Annotated in this window: 15 protein-coding genes and 1 pseudogene; 12 read left to right on the forward strand and 4 right to left on the reverse strand. The window is 68.1% G+C overall.

The genetic code is table 11. From position 1 onward, the window contains the following. Nucleotides 1-44: 44 nt before the first annotated feature. From CJ022_RS05600 to CJ022_RS17040, 5 genes are all read left to right on the forward strand, one after another. On the forward strand, nucleotides 45-881 hold the full coding sequence (locus CJ022_RS05600; RefSeq protein ID WP_233198619.1) for a 2-keto-4-pentenoate hydratase: 837 nt from the start codon (nucleotides 45-47) through the stop codon (nucleotides 879-881). Continuing rightward, nucleotides 878-1,873 (forward strand): TRAP transporter substrate-binding protein, encoded by a 996-nt coding sequence (locus tag CJ022_RS05605; RefSeq protein ID WP_101925687.1) that lies wholly within the window; start codon nucleotides 878-880, stop codon nucleotides 1,871-1,873. The genes CJ022_RS05600 and CJ022_RS05605 overlap by 4 nt, the downstream gene beginning before the upstream one ends. Next, nucleotides 1,873-2,412 carry a TRAP transporter small permease gene (locus CJ022_RS05610; RefSeq protein ID WP_425490827.1) on the forward strand — a complete coding sequence of 180 codons (540 nt, stop codon included), beginning with the start codon at nucleotides 1,873-1,875 and terminating at the stop codon, nucleotides 2,410-2,412. The genes CJ022_RS05605 and CJ022_RS05610 overlap by 1 nt, the downstream gene beginning before the upstream one ends. Continuing rightward, complete coding sequence (locus CJ022_RS05615) at nucleotides 2,412-3,695, forward strand: TRAP transporter large permease (RefSeq protein ID WP_101925689.1); 1,284 nt, start codon at nucleotides 2,412-2,414, stop codon at nucleotides 3,693-3,695. The genes CJ022_RS05610 and CJ022_RS05615 overlap by 1 nt, the downstream gene beginning before the upstream one ends. Before the next feature lie 225 nt (nucleotides 3,696-3,920). Then, nucleotides 3,921-4,190 (forward strand): hypothetical protein, encoded by a 270-nt coding sequence (locus CJ022_RS17040; protein ID WP_158238361.1) that lies wholly within the window; start codon nucleotides 3,921-3,923, stop codon nucleotides 4,188-4,190. Between the two features lie 391 nt (nucleotides 4,191-4,581). Here CJ022_RS17040 and CJ022_RS05625 read toward each other — a convergent pair whose 3' ends face one another. Genes CJ022_RS05625 through CJ022_RS17425 form a run of 3 tightly spaced genes read right to left on the reverse strand, consistent with a single transcriptional unit; the run spans nucleotide 4,582 to nucleotide 7,200 of the window. Then, the gene (locus CJ022_RS05625; RefSeq protein ID WP_101925690.1) at nucleotides 4,582-5,409 is read right to left on the reverse strand and encodes a methylglyoxal synthase; all 828 of its coding nucleotides are present in this window, start codon (nucleotides 5,407-5,409) and stop codon (nucleotides 4,582-4,584) included. Continuing rightward, the gene (locus CJ022_RS05630; protein ID WP_255407552.1) at nucleotides 5,409-6,872 is read right to left on the reverse strand and encodes a sugar porter family MFS transporter; all 1,464 of its coding nucleotides are present in this window, start codon (nucleotides 6,870-6,872) and stop codon (nucleotides 5,409-5,411) included. Before CJ022_RS05630 ends, CJ022_RS05625 begins: the two co-directional genes overlap by 1 nt. Further along, nucleotides 6,853-7,200 (reverse strand): hypothetical protein, encoded by a 348-nt coding sequence (locus tag CJ022_RS17425; protein WP_233198621.1) that lies wholly within the window; start codon nucleotides 7,198-7,200, stop codon nucleotides 6,853-6,855. The genes CJ022_RS05630 and CJ022_RS17425 overlap by 20 nt, the downstream gene beginning before the upstream one ends. Nucleotides 7,201-7,420: 220 nt before the next feature. Between CJ022_RS17425 and CJ022_RS05635 the strand changes: the two genes are divergently transcribed. The 7 genes and pseudogenes from CJ022_RS05635 (at nucleotide 7,421) to CJ022_RS05665 (ending at nucleotide 16,512) form a co-directional block, all read left to right on the forward strand. Then, entirely contained in the window at nucleotides 7,421-9,034 is a 1,614-nt protein-coding gene (locus CJ022_RS05635) for a family 43 glycosylhydrolase (protein WP_101925692.1), read from the forward strand. Between the two features lie 105 nt (nucleotides 9,035-9,139). Beyond that, the gene (locus CJ022_RS05640) at nucleotides 9,140-10,192 is read left to right on the forward strand and encodes a LacI family DNA-binding transcriptional regulator (RefSeq protein ID WP_101925693.1); all 1,053 of its coding nucleotides are present in this window, start codon (nucleotides 9,140-9,142) and stop codon (nucleotides 10,190-10,192) included. Nucleotides 10,193-10,837: 645 nt separating this feature from the next. After that, nucleotides 10,838-11,686 (forward strand): 5-dehydro-4-deoxy-D-glucuronate isomerase, encoded by an 849-nt coding sequence (kduI, locus tag CJ022_RS05645; RefSeq protein WP_101925694.1) that lies wholly within the window; start codon nucleotides 10,838-10,840, stop codon nucleotides 11,684-11,686. Between the two features lie 45 nt (nucleotides 11,687-11,731). Next, nucleotides 11,732-12,487 carry a 2-dehydro-3-deoxy-D-gluconate 5-dehydrogenase KduD gene (kduD, locus tag CJ022_RS05650; RefSeq protein WP_101925695.1) on the forward strand — a complete coding sequence of 252 codons (756 nt, stop codon included), beginning with the start codon at nucleotides 11,732-11,734 and terminating at the stop codon, nucleotides 12,485-12,487. A gap of 82 nt (nucleotides 12,488-12,569) precedes the next feature. Then, nucleotides 12,570-13,208, forward strand: coding sequence for an RpiB/LacA/LacB family sugar-phosphate isomerase (locus tag CJ022_RS05655; protein WP_101925696.1), 639 nt, complete (start codon nucleotides 12,570-12,572; stop codon nucleotides 13,206-13,208). Nucleotides 13,209-13,296: 88 nt separating this feature from the next. Continuing rightward, nucleotides 13,297-14,403 carry a GDSL-type esterase/lipase family protein gene (locus tag CJ022_RS05660; protein ID WP_101925750.1) on the forward strand — a complete coding sequence of 369 codons (1,107 nt, stop codon included), beginning with the start codon at nucleotides 13,297-13,299 and terminating at the stop codon, nucleotides 14,401-14,403. A 565-nt stretch (nucleotides 14,404-14,968) separates the two neighbouring features. After that, a pseudogene (locus CJ022_RS05665) lies at nucleotides 14,969-16,512 on the forward strand (SDR family NAD(P)-dependent oxidoreductase). Between the two features lie 200 nt (nucleotides 16,513-16,712). Here CJ022_RS05665 and CJ022_RS05670 read toward each other — a convergent pair. Further along, nucleotides 16,713-16,964 (reverse strand): hypothetical protein, encoded by a 252-nt coding sequence (locus tag CJ022_RS05670; protein WP_233198622.1) that lies wholly within the window; start codon nucleotides 16,962-16,964, stop codon nucleotides 16,713-16,715. Nucleotides 16,965-17,013 lie beyond the last annotated feature (49 nt).

Raw genomic sequence — 17,013 nt, forward strand, 5'->3', positions numbered from 1 at the left:
GGCCGCGATCTGCGGCGCAGCATCACCTTCGCCAGGAGACCGCGTTGAACAACGGCAACGAGCATTCCACCGCCGGGGATACGACCCACGGCATCGTCGACGCCTTCCTGCAGGCGCGCCGCGACGGTCGCGCACTCGACGCGTTTCCGGGCGAGATTCCCGGCGACCTGGTCGCCGCCTACGCGGTGCAGGACCAGGCGATCGCCGGCTGGGACGACACGGTCGTCGGCTGGAAGGTCGGGTACATCGCTGCCGAAAAGCGCGATGCCTCCGGCGACGACCGGCTGCTGGGGCCGGTCTTCCAGCGCAGGCTGCAGCATGCGGACGACGCGACGGAATTCGCGGTGTTCGAGGGCGGCTTCGGTGCGATCGAGGCCGAGTACGTGCTGCGCCTCGACGTCGATGCACCGGCCGACAAGCTCGAGTGGACACCGGAGGACACCGCGCAGGTGCCGGCGACGCTGCACATCGGTGTCGAGATCGCGAGCAGCCCGCTGGCGACGATCAACATCCTCGGGCCGCGCGTGGTCGTCTCCGATTTCGGCAACAACAACGGCCTGATCCTGGGCGGCGAGATCACCGACTGGCGCGCGATCCCGGAACAGGATCTCGTCGCCCACAGCTACATCGACGACGTGCAGGTCGGCACCGGCGGCGCGACGACGTTGCCCGGCGGCCTGCTGGCCGCCTATGCGTTCGCGCTGTCGCGTTCGGCGCGGCGCGGCCGGCCACTGAAGCGCGGCGACCTGATCGCGACCGGCAATGCCACCGGCATCCACGACATCACCGTCGGCCAGCGCGCCCGCGTGGTGTTCGTCGGCCACGGCGAGATCACCGCGGTCGCCGCGGCGGCGCAGCCGCAGACGGTGACCGCGCGATGAGCACGCGGCGCGGATTCCTGGCCGCAGGCGTCGGCGCCCTGTGCGCGGCGCCGTTGCTGCCGCTGATGGGCCGGGCCGACGCGGGCGTGACCGAACTGACCGCGACCGATGTGCATGTCGCCGGCTACCCGACGGTGGCCGCGGTCGAATGGATCGGCGAGACCATGGCGCGCGAAACCGATGGCCGCGTACGCCTGCGCCAGTACCACTCCGGCCAGCTCGGCCGCGAGTCGGAGGCGATCGACATGGCGCGCTTCGGTGCGATCGACATGACCCGCGTCTATGCCGGCGCGCTCAACAATGCGTTCCCGCTGACCACCGCGCTGTGCCTGCCGTACGCCTTCGATTCGGTCGCGCACATGCGCCACGCGCTCGATGGCGGCATCGCGCAGACCGTGCTCGACGGCTTCGGCACCCGCGACCTGGTCGGCCTGGCGATCTACGACAGCGGCGCGCGCTGCTTCTACAACACGCGCCATCCGATCGTGACCCCGGCGGACCTGCATGGCCTGAAGCTGCGCGTCGCGTCGTCCGACATGTTCATCGACCTGATCCGCCTGCTCGGCGCGAATCCCACGCCGATGTCGCTCGGCGATACGTTCTCCGGCATGGAGACGCACATGATCGACGGCGCCGAGAACAACATGCGCAGCTTCCACTCGAGCCGTCATTTCGAGGCTGCGCGCTACTGGTCGCAGAGCGAGCATTCCTATGCGCCCGACATCCTGCTGATCTCGCGCCGCACGCTCGACGCGCTGCGTCCGGGCGACCGCGACCTGCTGGTCGACACGGCGCGCGCCTCGGTGCCGGTGATGCGCAGGCTGTGGGACGACTCCGAAGGCGCGGCGCGCCAGCAGGTCCGCGACTACGGCATCGAATTCAACGATGTCGACATGGACGCGTTCCGCACCGCCGCGGCGCCGCTGCGCGAGCGCTACCTGCGTCAGCCCGAGCTGCAGTCCCTCTACCGTCGCATCCGCGACTCCGCCTGATGTTACGGGAGCCCCAGATGTCCGATGTCACACCCGTTCCACGCGCGCGCGGTGCGCAGCGCCTGCTCGACGCGATCGCCAATGGCGTCGTCGCCATCGCCGCGACCGCCCTGCTGGGGCTGGTCGTCGTGCAGGGCTGGCAGGTCTTCGCCCGCTACGTACTCAATGATTCGCCGAGCTGGACCGAGCCGGTCACGCTGCTGCTGCTGGCCACGGCGATGAGCCTGGGGGCGGCCGCCGGCGTGCACACCAACCGCCACTTCGGTTTCTTCCTGCTGCACGACCACGTGCGTCCGGCGTTCCGACGGGCCATCGACGTCATCGTGCCGCTGGTGATCGTCGCCATCGGCGCGGTCATCGCGTGGTGGGCGGCGGTGCTGCTGTTCGACGGCCTGCACATCAAGGCGGCCGGCGCGGCGCTTCCGCAGAGCATCAACTACCTGCCGCTGTCGCTGGGCGGCGCGCTGATGGTGCTGTTCGCCCTGCTGCGCCTGGCACAGGCGTTCACGACGCCGTCGACCGAAGAAGGAGCCCTGTGATGGCGATCGCCCTGTTGTTCCTCGTCTTCGCCGGCCTGCTGATCATCGGCGTGCCGGTCGCGTTCGCGCTCGCGGCGGCCGCGCTCGCGGTGCTGCTGTATCTGGATCTGCCGAGCATCGTGCTGGTGCAGCAGATTTCGGCCGGCACCGGCTCGGCCTCGCTGATCGCGATCCCGCTCTTCATCTTCGCCGGCGAGATCATGATGCGCGGCGGCATTTCCGAGCGCCTGATCTCGCTCGCCTCGTCGCTGGTCGGTCGCATCCGCGGCGGCCTGGGACAGGTGTCGATCCTGTCGTCGCTGTTCTTCGGCGGTGTATCGGGATCGGCGATCGCCGACGTCTCGGCGGTCGGCGGCACGATGATCCCGCAGATGGTCAAACGCGGTTACGACCGCGACTTCGCCGTCAACGTCAGCATCACCGCCGCGCTGGTCGCGCTGCTGGTGCCGCCGTCGCACAACCTGATCCTGTTCTCGGCGGCGGCCGGTGGCGGCCTGTCGATCGCCGACCTGTTCGCGGCGGGCATCGTGCCGGCGTTGCTGATGACGGTCGTGCTGATGATCACCGGCTACGCGGTCGCACGCCATCGCGGCTACGGGGTCGAGATCTTCCCGGGGTGGCGGGCCGTGTTGCTGCGACTGGTGTCGGCGCTGCCGGGCCTGGGCCTGGTCGGCCTGATCTTCTTCGGCATCCGCGCCGGCATCTTCACCGCGGTCGAGAGTGCGGCGATCGCCGTGGTCTACGCGCTGCTGGTGACGACCGTGCTGTACCGGCAGCTGGACCTGCGCGAATTCCTCGGCACGGTCGCGCATGCGGCGCGCAGCACCGGCGTGATCCTGTTCGTCATCGCCACCGCGTCGGTGTTCGGCTGGCTGCTCGCGTACCTGCAGGTGCCGGCCGCGGCGGTCGAGTTCCTGCAGTCGTTCGCGCACAGCAAGCTCGCGGTGCTGCTGCTGATCGTCATCATGCTGCTGCTGCTCGGCACCTTCATGGACCTGGCGCCACTGATCCTGATCTGCACGCCGATCTTCCTGCCGGTGGCGCGCGCCTACGGCATCGACCCGATCCATTTCGGGCTGGTGCTGGTGCTCGCGGGCGGGCTCGGCCTGGTGACGCCGCCGGTCGGCTCGGTCCTGTTCATCGGCACGGCGATCGGCAAGATCACGGTCGGCGAGAGCATGCGGACGATCTGGCCGTTCTGGATCGCGGGCTTCGTCGTGCTGATGATCGTGACGCTGTTTCCGGCGTTGTCGTTGTGGCTGCCGGCGTTGTTGCGGGCGTGATGTCGCTGGTGTGATGCGTGGCAGAACGGCCCCTTTGCGGGGCCGTTCTGGTTTTAGGATTCGTTTTCGCTGCGCCTTTTGCGGCTGCGGTTGTTTCGGCTTTTGCTCTGCTGGGCTTTGCTCTGCTGGGCTTTGCTGTTGCTGTTGCTCTGGCGGTCGGCTGTTGCCTTACCGAGCCGTAAAGCGAGCCGAGCACCGGAGGCCGATCCGGCCGAAGAGCTGCCCATGTCTGAGCGCAGCGAGTTTGGGCAGCGTGCCGGATCGGGCGAGGAGCGGAGGGGACCGATGCGGCTTCATCGCATCGGCGAGTGTCCGGCGAAAGGACTTTTTGGTTCCTTTTTGGTCCTTCAGAAAGGAACTCGCACGCGCAAGCGGGCGAAAGCCCTGCAATTGATTTCGCTCTTTTCTTCCCTGCTGTCGCGCGACTCTGCTGACCCGCGAAGAACAGAGCTTCCGCGCTGTTCGCGCGGCTTACTTTTGTCTTGGCAAAAGTAAGCAAAACCGCCGTCGCCGGACACGAGTCGATGCGATGGAGCCGCATCGGTACCCTGCGCTTCTCGGTCCACAAGGCACATTGGCTCCTTCACGGTGCCGCAGCCCAAACTCGCTGCGCTCAGACATGGGCTGCTCTCCGGCCTTGCGGCCCTGCGATGCTGGGCTCGCTTTACGGCTCGATAGATCAAGAGCTGGCAAGCAACGGCAGGAACAAGAGCAAGAGCAAAAGCCGGAGCAGAGCCGGGACCAGAGCCGGAGCCCAGCCAAAGCCAAAAACCGGAGCCGGTCCCCAGATCGCGTCGGGACGTGCGCACGACACCGACCCGCGACGGGAGTCGGAAACGCAGCCCGTGTCGCAAACGGCGACGACTGTGTCAGCGGCGCATGAGCCTCACGCCGCACCCGCCCGCCGCGTCGCCGCCTGCGCCCACCGCTCTGCAACCGGCGGCGACGTCAGGCACGCCACCGTATCGGTCACCGTCGTCACTGCGCGCTCCAGCAGCTGGATGTCGGCCTCGTGTTGCCGCGCGACATGCGGATCCTCGAAGAAGACGGCGCCGCCGAGCGGGCCACTCTGGAAACGCCGGGTCCAGGCCCGGTCGAGCGGCCAGCCGCGTTGCCAGGCCAGATCGTTGAGCAACTGGCCGGTCGTGCCGGTGGCCACCCGTTCGCCGAAGCGCGACAGCAGGTCGAAATGCCCGGCGACGAATTCCACCATGCGCGGCTTCATCGCATCGTGGGCGATCAGCGCCAGCGTCTGCCCGCCGAAGGCGTGCAGGTCGTCGGCGCCCGGGTCGGCGTCGAGTCCGGCGTGCAGGCGCTCGCTTTCGATGAAGTCGCGCGCCGAGGCGACGGTCGACAGGAACGGCTTGCCCTGGATCACGCATTGCCGCTTCAGCGCCACGGCCTCGGGGAAGATCGACGAAGGATCGACCGGGTCGATCAGGTAGACCACGCCGTCGAGCGTGCGCCCGGGACCGAGGCCGACGATCTCGGCGACCAGGGTCATCAGCCCGCCTTCGCGGCCGTAGGGATAGCGGCGCAGGCCCGCATGTCCGGCCAGGGCCTCGCGCCGCACGATGGCGTCGTAGGTGCGGCCGACCGCATGCAGATCGACGCCGAGCTCGCGAAGCCCGGCGCCACTGGCGCGCAACCAGCGGAACAGCGCGGCGTCAGCGTCGGCGTGGTGCCGGCGGTTGGCCGCGAGTCCGAGGCGCATCAGCCTTCCATCTGCTCGAGTTCGCGGCCGCGGGTCTCGTGCACGTAGCGCAGCACGAAGACCACCGACAGCGCGGCGGCGATCGCGTACAGACCGTAGGCGCCGGCGAGGCCGATCCCGGCGAGCAGCATCGGGAAGGTCCAGGTGATGAGGAAGTTGGCGCCCCACTGGAACAGGCCGGCTACTGCGAGCCCCGAGCCGCGGATCTGGTTCGGGAACATCTCGCCGAGCATCACCCACATCACCGGGCCCCAGGAGGCGTTGAAGAAGATCACGTAGAGGTTCGCCGCGACCAGGGCGAGCACGCCCATCGAGTCCGACAGCACCAGGCGGCCGTCGTCGCCGAGCGTGCCGGTCCAGAACGCGGCCGTCACCGCGGCCAGCGTGACCGCCATGCCGGCCGAGCCGACCCACAGCAGCGGCTTGCGGCCGATGCGGTCGACCAGCAGCAGCGAGACGATGCAGGCGCCGATGCTCAATGCGCCCGACAGCACGTTGATCAGCAACGCGTCGTTCTCCGAGAAGCCGACCGCCTGCCACAGCACCGCGCCGTAATAGAACACCACGTTGATGCCGACCAGCTGCTGGAACACGGCCAGGCCGATGCCGACCCAGACGATCGGGCGCACGCGACCGGTGGTCTTCGCGATCAGGTCCGAGAATTTCGGACGATGCTGGTCCGACGCCAGCGAATCGCGGATCTCGCCGAGCTTGCGGCGTCCTTCGCTGTCGCCGTACAGGCGGACCAGCACGGCCTCGGCCTGCGTGTGCCGGCCGCGGGCGACGAGGAAGCGCGGGCTTTCCGGAATCGCGAACAGGGCCAGCAAGAACAACACGGCCGGCGCGATCTCGATCCAGAACATCCAGCGCCAGGCTTCGAAGCCGGCCCAGAACTCGGCGGTCGAGCCGCCCGCCACGCGCGCCAGCAGATAGTTGCTGAGGAAGGCGGCGAACAGGCCGCCGATGATCGCGATCTGCTGCACCGTCGCCAGCCGGCCGCGGTAGCGCGCCGACGAGACCTCGGCGATGTAGGCCGGCGACATCACGCTGGCCGCGCCGACGGCCAGGCCGCCGACGATGCGGTAGATCACGAACTCCAGCGAACCGGTCGCGATGCCCGAGCCCCAGGCCGAGATCAGGAACAGCACCGCTGCGACGATCAGCAGGGTGCGCCGGCCGAACACGTCGGCCAGTCGGCCGGCGAAGAACGCGCCCACCGCGCAGCCCAGCAGCATCGAGGCGACGTTGAAGCCGGTGCCTACCGAATCCGAATTGAAAGCCCGCTGCAGGCCGTCGACCGTGCCGTTGATGACGCCGCTGTCGAATCCGAACAGGAAACCGCCGATCGTCGCGACACAACTGATCAGGATGATCAGTCGCGTGTTCTCTCCCGCCTGTGTTGCCGTCATGTGCATCCCCTCCCGAGGGCGTGTCGTCGTGCGCTCAGCGCCGCAGGTTCGAATTCGACCAGGTCGTGTCGAGCGCCTGTCGTCCGCTGCGCTGGCGCGGCTCGCCGGAGCGTAACGCAATCGTGGGCAGGTCCTGCAGCCCGCAGTCGCGATCGGCGACGACGGCCGCTGGACCGTCGCGACGGTCGCGGGCCGGTACGAGCCCGGGGGCGTCGTGCGGCCGCATGTCGCGCGTCGCGCGCTTGGCGTCCGCGTGGCGAAGCGTCGATCGGCCAGCCGTGGCCCGGACGCGAGCCGCCGGCCAGCGCGGTACGTCGACCGGTGCCGCGAACGGGTCATCTGGAGCGCTGCGTTGCGGTCTCGACACGGGCGACACGCTCATGCATTCCGCGCACGGCGACCGCGTGCCCGGCTGGCTATCGGTGTCATCGGGTCGTGTCGGCGGGCCGCATCATCCCCGGCGACTCTACCGACCACACCGGGAAAAGCCTTGCTGCGACGCAAAATGCCGGATCGCAACCGCTCTGCTACGGTCGGTTGACCAGCGGTGTCATCGATACCGTGCGTTGCGTCACGCCTGTCCGAACGTCCTGGAGAACCCGATGCCGTTGTCGAATCCCCGTGTGCCCTTCCTGCTCGCCGCGTGTCTGGCGGGCCTGTCGCTCGCAGCGGGGATCGCGGCCGCGCCGCCGGCACCGGCGGCGTCCCACTGGGTCCGTGGTATCGAACACCAGCGGCAGGCCGATCTCGGCGACGGCACCTTCCTCAATCCGGTGTTCGCGGGCGACCGGCCGGACCCGTCGGTGCTCAAGGACGGCGACGACTACTACCTCACCTCGTCGTCGTTCGATGCGTACCCGGGCCTGCCGGTATGGCATTCGCGCGACCTGGTGAACTGGCAGCCGCTGGGGCACGCGATCACCCGAAACGTCGGGTCGATCTGGGCGCCGGACATCATCAAGCATGGCGAGCGCTATTACATCTATTTCCCCGCGCGCACTGGCGGCACCGAAGGCACCACGCGCAGCAATTACGTGGTCTGGGCCGACGACATCCGCGGCCCGTGGAGCGAGCCGGTCGAGATCGGCCTCGGGCGCTACATCGACCCGGGTCACGCGGTCGGTGAGGACGGCAAGCGCTATCTGTTCCTCAGCGGCGGCGACTACGTGCAGCTGTCCGACGACGGCCTGCGCGTCGTCGGCGAGCCGAAGCACGTCTACGACGGCTGGGAGTATCCGGAGGAATGGGACGTCGAGGCTTACGCGCAGGAAGGTCCGAAGATCAATTTCCGTGACGGCTGGTACTACATGACGACCGCCGTCGGCGGCACCGCCGGTCCGCCGACCGGGCACATGGTGATTACCGCGCGTTCGCGCTCGATCCACGGCCCGTGGGAGAACTCGCCGCACAACCCGATCGTGCGCACCGTGGATCGCAGCGAGCCGTGGTGGTCGCGCGGGCACGCGACGATCGTCGAAGGGACCGACGACCGCTGGTGGATGATCTATCACGGTTACGAGAACGGCTACTGGACGCTCGGCCGCCAGGCACTGCTCGAGCCGATCGAATGGACCGACGACGGCTGGTTCGTCGCCAGAGGCGGCGACCTCGGCCAGCCGTTGGTCAAGCCCGCAGGCGAGTCCGTCGGCCAGCACGGCATGGCGTTGTCGGACGACTTCAGCGGCAGCACGCTCGGTGCCCAGTGGTCGTTCTACGATCCCGAACAGAACGAATACGAGCGCCTGTCGTTCGGCGACGGCACGCTGACGCTGCAGGCCAAGGGCACCCAACCGCGCGACAGCTCGCCGCTGACGGTGATCGCCGGCGACAAGGCCTACGAATTCCAGGTGGCAATGGAGATCGAGCCCGGCGCGCAGGGCGGCGCGCTGCTGTTCTACAGCGACAAGCTCTACGTCGGCGTCGGCAGCAACGGCGAGCGCTTCATCATGCATCGCTACGGCGAGGAGCGGCCGTCGCAGCTGCCGGGCAGCGCCCGCGGCGGCACGCTGTGGATGCGGGTCAGGAACGACCGCCATATCGTCACCATCCACACCAGCACCGATGGCGAGACCTGGACCAAGTATCCGGTGCAGATGGAAGTCTCGGGCTACCACCACAACGTCGCGGGCCGGTTCCTGGCGCTGAAGCCGGCGATCTACGCCGCGGGCGAGGGCCGGGTGCGCTTCCGCGATTTCCGCTACCGCGCGCTCGACTGATGCAACGGCCGCGGCGCCGGCCCCGGACGGGCCCGCCGGCGCGGTGGTGGTACGGCATCTGCCGCTAGAATGAGCTGCGCGACACCCTCACGGACGGAACGGCCGATGCCTGCAGCGAAGAAGACAACGAAGGCGGCGGTCGCGAGGGACCTGACGCGGCCGGCGACGATCAACGACATCGCCCGCCTGGCCGGCGTTTCGAAGAAGACCGTGTCGCGGATCATCAACAACTCGCCGCTGGTCCGGCAGGACACGCGCGAGAAGGTCGAGACGCTGATGCGCGAGGTCGGCTATTCGCCCGATCCGCTGGCACGCGGCCTCGCGTTCCGCCGCTCGTTCCTGATCGGCATGGTCTACGACAATCCGACCGCGCAGTTCATCGTCAACATGCAGTACGGCGCGCTGGATTCGCTGCGCGGCTCGGGCTTCGAGCTGGTCGTGCATCCCTGCGACAGCCGCAGCCCGGACTATGTCGACGGCGTGCGCCGCTTCGTCCAGCAGCAGAAACTGCATGGCGTGATGCTGGTACCGCGCGTGTCCGAGGATCCGGCGCTGGCCGACATGCTCGATTCGATCGGCATGCGCTACGTGCGCATCGCCGCGGTGTCGATGGACAAGCCCGAGCGCATGGTCGTCACCCACGACCACGACGGCGCGGCGGAAGTCGCCGATTACCTGCAGTCGCTGGGCCATCGCGACATCGCCCTGATCACCGGCCCGCGCGATTACCGCTCGTCGATCGAACGCACCGGCGGCTTTTTGTCGGCGTTGGCGAAGCGCGGCATCGAACTGCCGAAGGCCCGCGTCGTCGAGGCCGGCTACACCTTCGAATCCGGCGTGGCCGCGGCCGAGAAACTGCTGTCGGGCAAGAAGCGTCCGACCGCGATCTTCTGCGGCAACGACGAGATGGCGGCCGGCGTGTACCGCGTGGCGATGCGCGACGGCATCAACGTGCCGCGCGATCTGTCGGTCGTCGGCTACGACGACAGTCCGCTGGCGACGCGGCTGTGGCCGCCGTTGACCTCGGTGCGGCGCGACACCCGCGACACCGGTCGCATCGCCGCGGCGATGCTGATCCAGGCCGCGGACGGTCCGCGCGCGCTGGCCAGCGTGCGGCCGCATCTGATCCTGCGCGATTCCTGCCAGCCGCCGGCCTAGATTCCGCCTGCCGCCTTTGAAGGGCGTGGCGCGCGTTTCCGCTGGGGCAGCGTCGCGCGTGGTTTGGCGGACCGTGACGCTGCCGATCGTCACTCCGCGAAAGCGGCAGGCGATCTGCCGAGCAGACGCCGTGGCACGGGGGGCGCGTGAGCCGCTGCGCGAGGCGCCGTCGAATCTGTACGAGCGCGCTCGCAGGGGATGCCGGTCGCGCGCGGGCGCGCTGCTACACAGGCGATGTCCATGCTGCGCGAGAGGCTTGCGACAGCGGCGTATCACCGACGTCCGGCCGATCGGCCGACCCTGGATTTCACGGCAACGCTGTCGACGTTGCAGCCGTCGTCGATCCGCCTGCCTCGGCCGGTCCAGCGTCGTGCGATAGCGCCGAATCGATGCGTCCAGACGCGCCCTTCGTTCACGGGCGGAGAATCCCCAACGGGTACAGCGCGGCGGCTCCAGGGGCAGGGACAGCCTCGGCGCAGAGCGCGCCCGGGAACCGACGCCTCGCGGCGCGGCCATTGATCGACGCATCGTGTCCATGCCGCGGCGCGCAATGACACCGGTTACCGGACATCATAGAATGACGGTCCGCGCATGATCCCGGCGTTGTGCATCCGGTGACCGCGCCCCGTCCGTCTGGAGCCCGTCATGTACCAGAAGACCTATCACGCGACCCATCCCGGTGTGATGCAGGGCATCGACAACGACGCACTGCGCGATCTGTATCTGCTCGACGGTCTGTTCGCCGACGACGCGATCCGGTTGAGTTACACGCATTACGAGCGCTTCGTCATCGGTGGCGCATCGCCGGTCGCCGGTCCGCTGTCGCTGCCGGCGCAGACCGAACCCGCGTCCGCCTTTGGACGCCCGTTCCTGGAGCGTCGCGAACTGGGCATCGTCAATGTCGGTGCGGGCGCCGGCACGGTGACCGTCGACGGCACCGCGTACGCGCTTGCACCGAAAGACGGCCTCTACGTGGCGATGGGCAGCGCCGAGGTCGTGTTCGCGTCCGACGACGCGTCCGCGCCGGCGACGTTCTATCTCGCCTCGACGCCGGCGCACGCGCGCTTCGAGACGAAGAAGATTTCGATTTCCGATGCGGTGCCGCTCGAACGCGGTGCGCTGGAAACCAGCAACGAACGCACGATCTACCAGTACATCGTGCCGGCCACCTGCCAGTCCTCGCAGCTGCTGCTGGGCCTGACGATCCTCAAGCCGGGCAGCGTCTGGAACACGATGCCGCCGCATCTGCACGACCGGCGCAGCGAGGTCTATTTCTACTTCGATCTCGGCGACGCCGATCGCGTCTACCACTTCATGGGCGAGCCCGACGCGCAGCGCCACATCGTGGTGCAGAACAACGAAGCCGTCGTGTCGCCGCCGTGGTCGATCCACATGGGCGCCGGCACGTCGAACTACTGCTTCATCTGGGCGATGGGCGGCGAGAACCTCGATTACACCGACATGCACGTGCTGGACATCTGCCAGCTCAAGTAACCGGCCGCACGTGGCCACTCACGCATCGCTACAGGGAGCAACGCAATGACGAATCCGTTCAGTCTCGAAGGCAAGGTCGCGCTGGTTACCGGCGCCAACACCGGCCTGGGACAGGGCATCGCCGTGGCACTGGCGGAAGCCGGCGCCGACATCGCCGCGGCCGGCATCAGCCCGCCGACCGAAACCGAAGCCAAGGTCAAGGCGCTGGGCCGGAGGTTCGTGTCGATCGAAGCCAACCTGACCAGCATCGAGCCCGTCGCGCGTCTGCTCAAGGAAACGCTCGACGGCCTCGGCGGCGTCGACATCCTGGTTAACAACGCCGGCCTGATCCGCCGCGCCGACGCGGTCGATTTCAGCGAGCAGGACTGGGACGACGTGATGAACGTCAACATCAAGTCCGCGTTCTTCCTGTCGCAGGCCGTGGGTCGCCACTTCATCGCGCAGGGCAGCGGCAAGATCATCAACATCGCGTCGATGCTGTCGTTCCAGGGCGGCATCCGCGTGCCGTCGTACACGGCCAGCAAGTCGGGCATCGCCGGCATCACCCGCCTGCTCGCCAACGAGTGGGCCGGCAAGGGCGTCAACATCAACGCCATCGCGCCGGGCTACATGGCGACCGACAACACCGCGCAGCTGCGCGCCGACGAAGCCCGCAACAAGTCGATCCTCGACCGCATCCCGGCCGCGCGCTGGGGCGAGCCCTCGGATCTCGGCGGCACGGCGGTGTTTCTCGCCAGCCGCGCGTCCGACTACGTCAACGGCGCGGTGATTCCGGTCGACGGCGGCTGGCTCGCGCGCTGATCCCCTCCCACGTCCGCGGAGCACGCCGGACTGGCGTGTTCCGCAGTTCCACCTCCCCTCGAATCACGCAAAGAGAGTGTTCATGAAAATCGCATTGATGCAGGAATTCAGCCAGGCCGCCAAGAACCCGGTCGTGCTGGAGCAGCTCAACACCGTCGCTGCGGACAAGGGCCACACCGTCTTCAACGTCGGCATGGACGGCGACAACGATCACCGCCTGACCTACATCCATCTCGGCATCATCGGCAGCCTGCTGCTGAACGCGAAGGCGGTCGACTTCGTCGTCGCCGGCTGCGGCACGGGCCAGGGCGCGCTGATGTCGCTCAATGCCTGGCCGGGTGTGTACTGCGGTTACTGCATCGAGCCGACCGACGCGTTCCTGTTCGCGCAGGTCAACAACGGCAACGCGCTGGCCATTCCGTTCGCCAAGGGCTACGGATGGGGCGCGGAGATCAACATCCGCTACATCTTCGAGAAGGCGTTCGACGGCGAGCGCGGCCAGGGTTATCCGGCCGAGCGCAAGGACTCGCAGATGACCAATGCCGGCATCCTGGCCGACGTCAAGAAGGGCGCGTCGAAGGATTTCATCGAAGGCCTGAAGGCGATCGACCAGGACCTGGTGAAGCAGGCCGTCGGCGGCGCGCGCTTCCAGAAGGCCTTCTTCGACAACGCGCAGGACGAGGCCATCGTCGCCTACGTCAAGGGTGTGCTCGGCAAGTAAGTCACCCGCGACACCGCAACAGCGCAGGCCGCTGCCACCCGTGCAGCGGCCTGCGGTTCCATCCCGAATTCCGCAGGGCGCCATCATGATGAAACGTCTGCTGTCGCTCCTGCTCCTGTGTGCATCGGGCACTGCGTTCGCCGCATCGCCCGCACCGCATCGCATCTTCATCGCCGGGGATTCCACCGCGGCGACCTACGGCGCCGAGCGCGCGCCACAGGCCGGCTGGGGCCAGAAACTTTCGCAGTGGACGGCCGAAGGTTGGGACGTCCGCAACCACGCCGTAGGCGGGCGCAGCACGCGCAGCTTCATCGATGAAGGCCGGCTCGACGGCATCGCCAGTGAGATCGGCGCAGGGGACGTGCTGCTGATCCAGTTCGGCCACAACGACGCCAAGCGCGAGGACGCCACGCGCTACACCGATCCCGCGACCGATTACCCGCGTTTTCTCCAACGCTACATCGAGGTCGCGCGCGAGAAAGGCGCGACGCCGATCCTGGTCACCCCGGTCGCGCGGCTGCTTTACGATTTCCGTTCGCTGGTTGACACCCATGGCCGCTACACGCTGGCGATGCAGGATCTCGCGGCTCGCGAAGGCGTCGCGCTGATCGATCTCAACGCCACGTCCAGCGACTGGATCCGCGTGCACGGCGAAGACGGCGCCAAGCCTTATTTCATGTTCACGCAGGGCAAGGCCGACGGCACCCATTTCAGCGAGGCCGGCGCCAATGCCGTCGCCTGTCTCGTCGCCGCCGGCTGGCGCGGCATCGATGCCGATGCGCCGGTCAAGGCCGTGACGGTCGCCGAGTGCAACGCCTTGCCGGCACCGCCCGCTGCGCCCGTGTCGCCGTCGGTCTTCGTGCAGGAGCGCGACATCGCGATCGAACAGCCCGGCCCGCACGAGGGTCTCGGCACGACGACCGCGTATCCGTTCTTCTCGGACGCCACCGGCTTCGACCTGATCTTCCGCAAGCGTGCCTTCCACCCCGGCGCGACGATCGGCGACCACGTCAACGACAAGGACGAGATCTATTACGTGCTGTCGGGCCGTGGGCGACTGACGCTGAACGACACCGTCCGCGAGGTCGGGCCGGGTGACGCCATCCTGACCCGCAACGGCGACCGCCATGCGCTGGAACAACTCGGCGACGAGGCACTGGTGATCTTCATCGTGTATCAGCCGGTGAAGCGCTAGGGCCTTTTCAGCGAATCGTTTTGGGCGTTCTGACGGGGTGGGCGGCTTTCGAACGGTTCGCGAATCGCTGAAATCGTCGTTCCCGCGAAGGCGGGAATCCAAGGACGTTGTGCCTTCCAAAGCAAAGTCCCTGGATTGACCAGCCGTTCGGCTGTTGAAAAGGCATCCGCCTTCGCGGGAATGACGGCTGTTAGCCTGGCGCCGTCCCAAAGCACCTTCGTTTCTTAACCCGTGCAGTCAAGCTTCCAGCTGACCGCAGAACGGACTCCAGCGTGAACAGTCATATGGCGTGTCAGGCGTGAGCTTCGGACAACCGCAGCCAGTGAAAGCCAGCGCAACCGGAACCTCGCCCCAGCCCCCCGATGGCACAGCCCCCGCCAATCGGCGAAAATGCCCCGGTCGTGGATCCCATCCGATCCCGGCACGGCCACGCACCAGGCATCCCACGCCGCTGTCGTGACCGCTCCACGCCCGCGACGGCCGACCGGCCGATGCAACGCACGCTTTCCCGCTCGACACCGGACGCTCGCGTCCGGAATGTTGCGCACGCCCCACGGACACGCTCTTGAATTCGACCTCTGCACCGCCTTCCGCATCCGACGCCGACGATTCCCTGCCGCAGCGCGCACGCATCGCCGCCGACCTGCTCGAGGCGATCCGCGACGACCGCAGCGTGCTCGACGGTCTGCCGGACGAGGACCGCATCCGCCTGCTGCAGGCGGTCGCGCTCGTGCACCATCCCGAGCCGCGCGCGCGGCGCAAGCAGGCCAAGGAAGCGCTGCGCGAAGCCAACCGCGAGAAGGCGCGGCGCACCGAGGCGCTGCTCGACCAGACCGGAATCCGCGTGCTGCGCAGCAAGCCGGTGTTCACCACGCCGAACTATTTCCCGCCGCAGCCGCCGGGCCAGCACGACCCGCGCAATGCCGCACCCGAAGAACCGCGCTTCGCGGAGTCGCCGGAGCTGCTGCACTGCTACGTCTGCAAGCAGACCAACTGTGCCCGAGCTGCGCGGACTTCAATTTCCTCAAGCGCACCGAGACCGCCGACCTCACCGGGCGCGTCGCGCTGCTGACCGGCGGCCGGGTCAAGATCGGCTACCAGGCCGGCCTGAAGCTGCTGCGCGCGGGCTGTTCGCTGATCGTCACCACGCGTTTCCCGCGCGATTCCGCGCAGCGTTATGCGCAGGAGCCGGACTTCGGCGAGTGGGGCCACCGGCTGGAAGTCTTCGGCCTCGATCTGCGTCATACGCCGAGCGTCGAGGCGTTCTGCGCCGAACTCGTCGCCACGCGCGACCGGCTCGACTTCATCGTCAACAACGCCTGCCAGACCGTGCGCCGTCCGCCGGCGTTCTACGCGCACATGATGGCCGGCGAAACCGCCGCGCTGCACGACCTGCCCGAGCACGTGCGCAAGCTGGTCGGCGGTTACGAGGGCCTGCGCGCGGCCGATCTGCTGCCCGGCGGCAGCCAGTCGCTGGTCGAGAGCAGCGCAGGCCGCGCGGGTCTCGCGCGCGCGGCCGAGCTGTCGCAGGTACCGCTGCTGGCCGACGAACTGGTCGGCCAGGCGCATCTGTTCCCGGAAGGCCGCGTCGACAAGGACCTGCAGCAGGTCGATCTGCGCGGGCGCAATTCATGGCGCCTGCAGATGGACGAAGTCCCGGCGGTCGAGCTGCTGGAGACGCAGCTGGTCAACGCGGTCGCGCCCTTCATCCTCAACGCGCGGCTGAAGACGCTGATGGTGCGGACTCCGGAGCGCGACAAGCACATCGTCAACGTGTCCGCGGTCGAGGGGCAGTTCTACCGCAACTTCAAGACCACCAAGCACCCCCACACCAATATGGCCAAGGCCGCGCTCAACATGATGACGCGCACGTCGGCCGCGGATTACCACGGCGACGGCATCCACATGAACGCCGTCGACACCGGCTGGGTGACAGACGAGGATCCGGTGGAGATCGCCGAGCGCAAGATCGTCGAGGAGCGCTTCCATCCCCCGCTCGACATCGTCGACGGCGCGGCGCGCATCGTCGATCCGATCATCGACGGCATCAATACCGGCACCCACGTCTGGGGCCAGTTCCTCAAGGACTACAAGCCGACGGACTGGTAAGCGTCCGTCCGGACGCCGCTGCGCTTGACCTGACTGACAACGGCCAGTCTGGCAGCGCGGTGTCCATGCGGGCAGTCGCCGGCGCGCGTTGCGGATGCCGACGGCTCGTCCGGATGGCGAAGCTTCCACGTGCTGCCATGCCACGCAGGCTGCGCACACGACCGCCCTCGAACAGAGCGCCGACCGTCGCGATACGGCGCTCAGCCGCCGGCGTCTTCGATTGCCTGGCGTTGGCGCGCCGCCGCCGCGTCGAGCGTCTGCTGCGTCTCGCGTGCCGTATCGAGCGGTTGCTGGATCGTGTCGCGCAGCTGCGTGACCTGCGGTTCGGCCGGTTTGTCGGTCGGCGTGTCCGGCGGCGGCGTGCACGCGGCGCACGCGAGCAGAACGGATGCGGCTGCGCACCGGAGGCGGCGACGGGACGCGGACAGCGGCGACGTGCGTGGCAGCGACATGCGGTACTCCGGCGGTCGGGCTCGGCGCTATCCTACGCCCACGCAATCG

Origin of the sequence: Luteimonas rhizosphaerae (assembly GCF_002849595.1) — a bacterium.
GTDB lineage: Bacteria > Pseudomonadota > Gammaproteobacteria > Xanthomonadales > Xanthomonadaceae > Luteimonas > Luteimonas cellulosilyticus.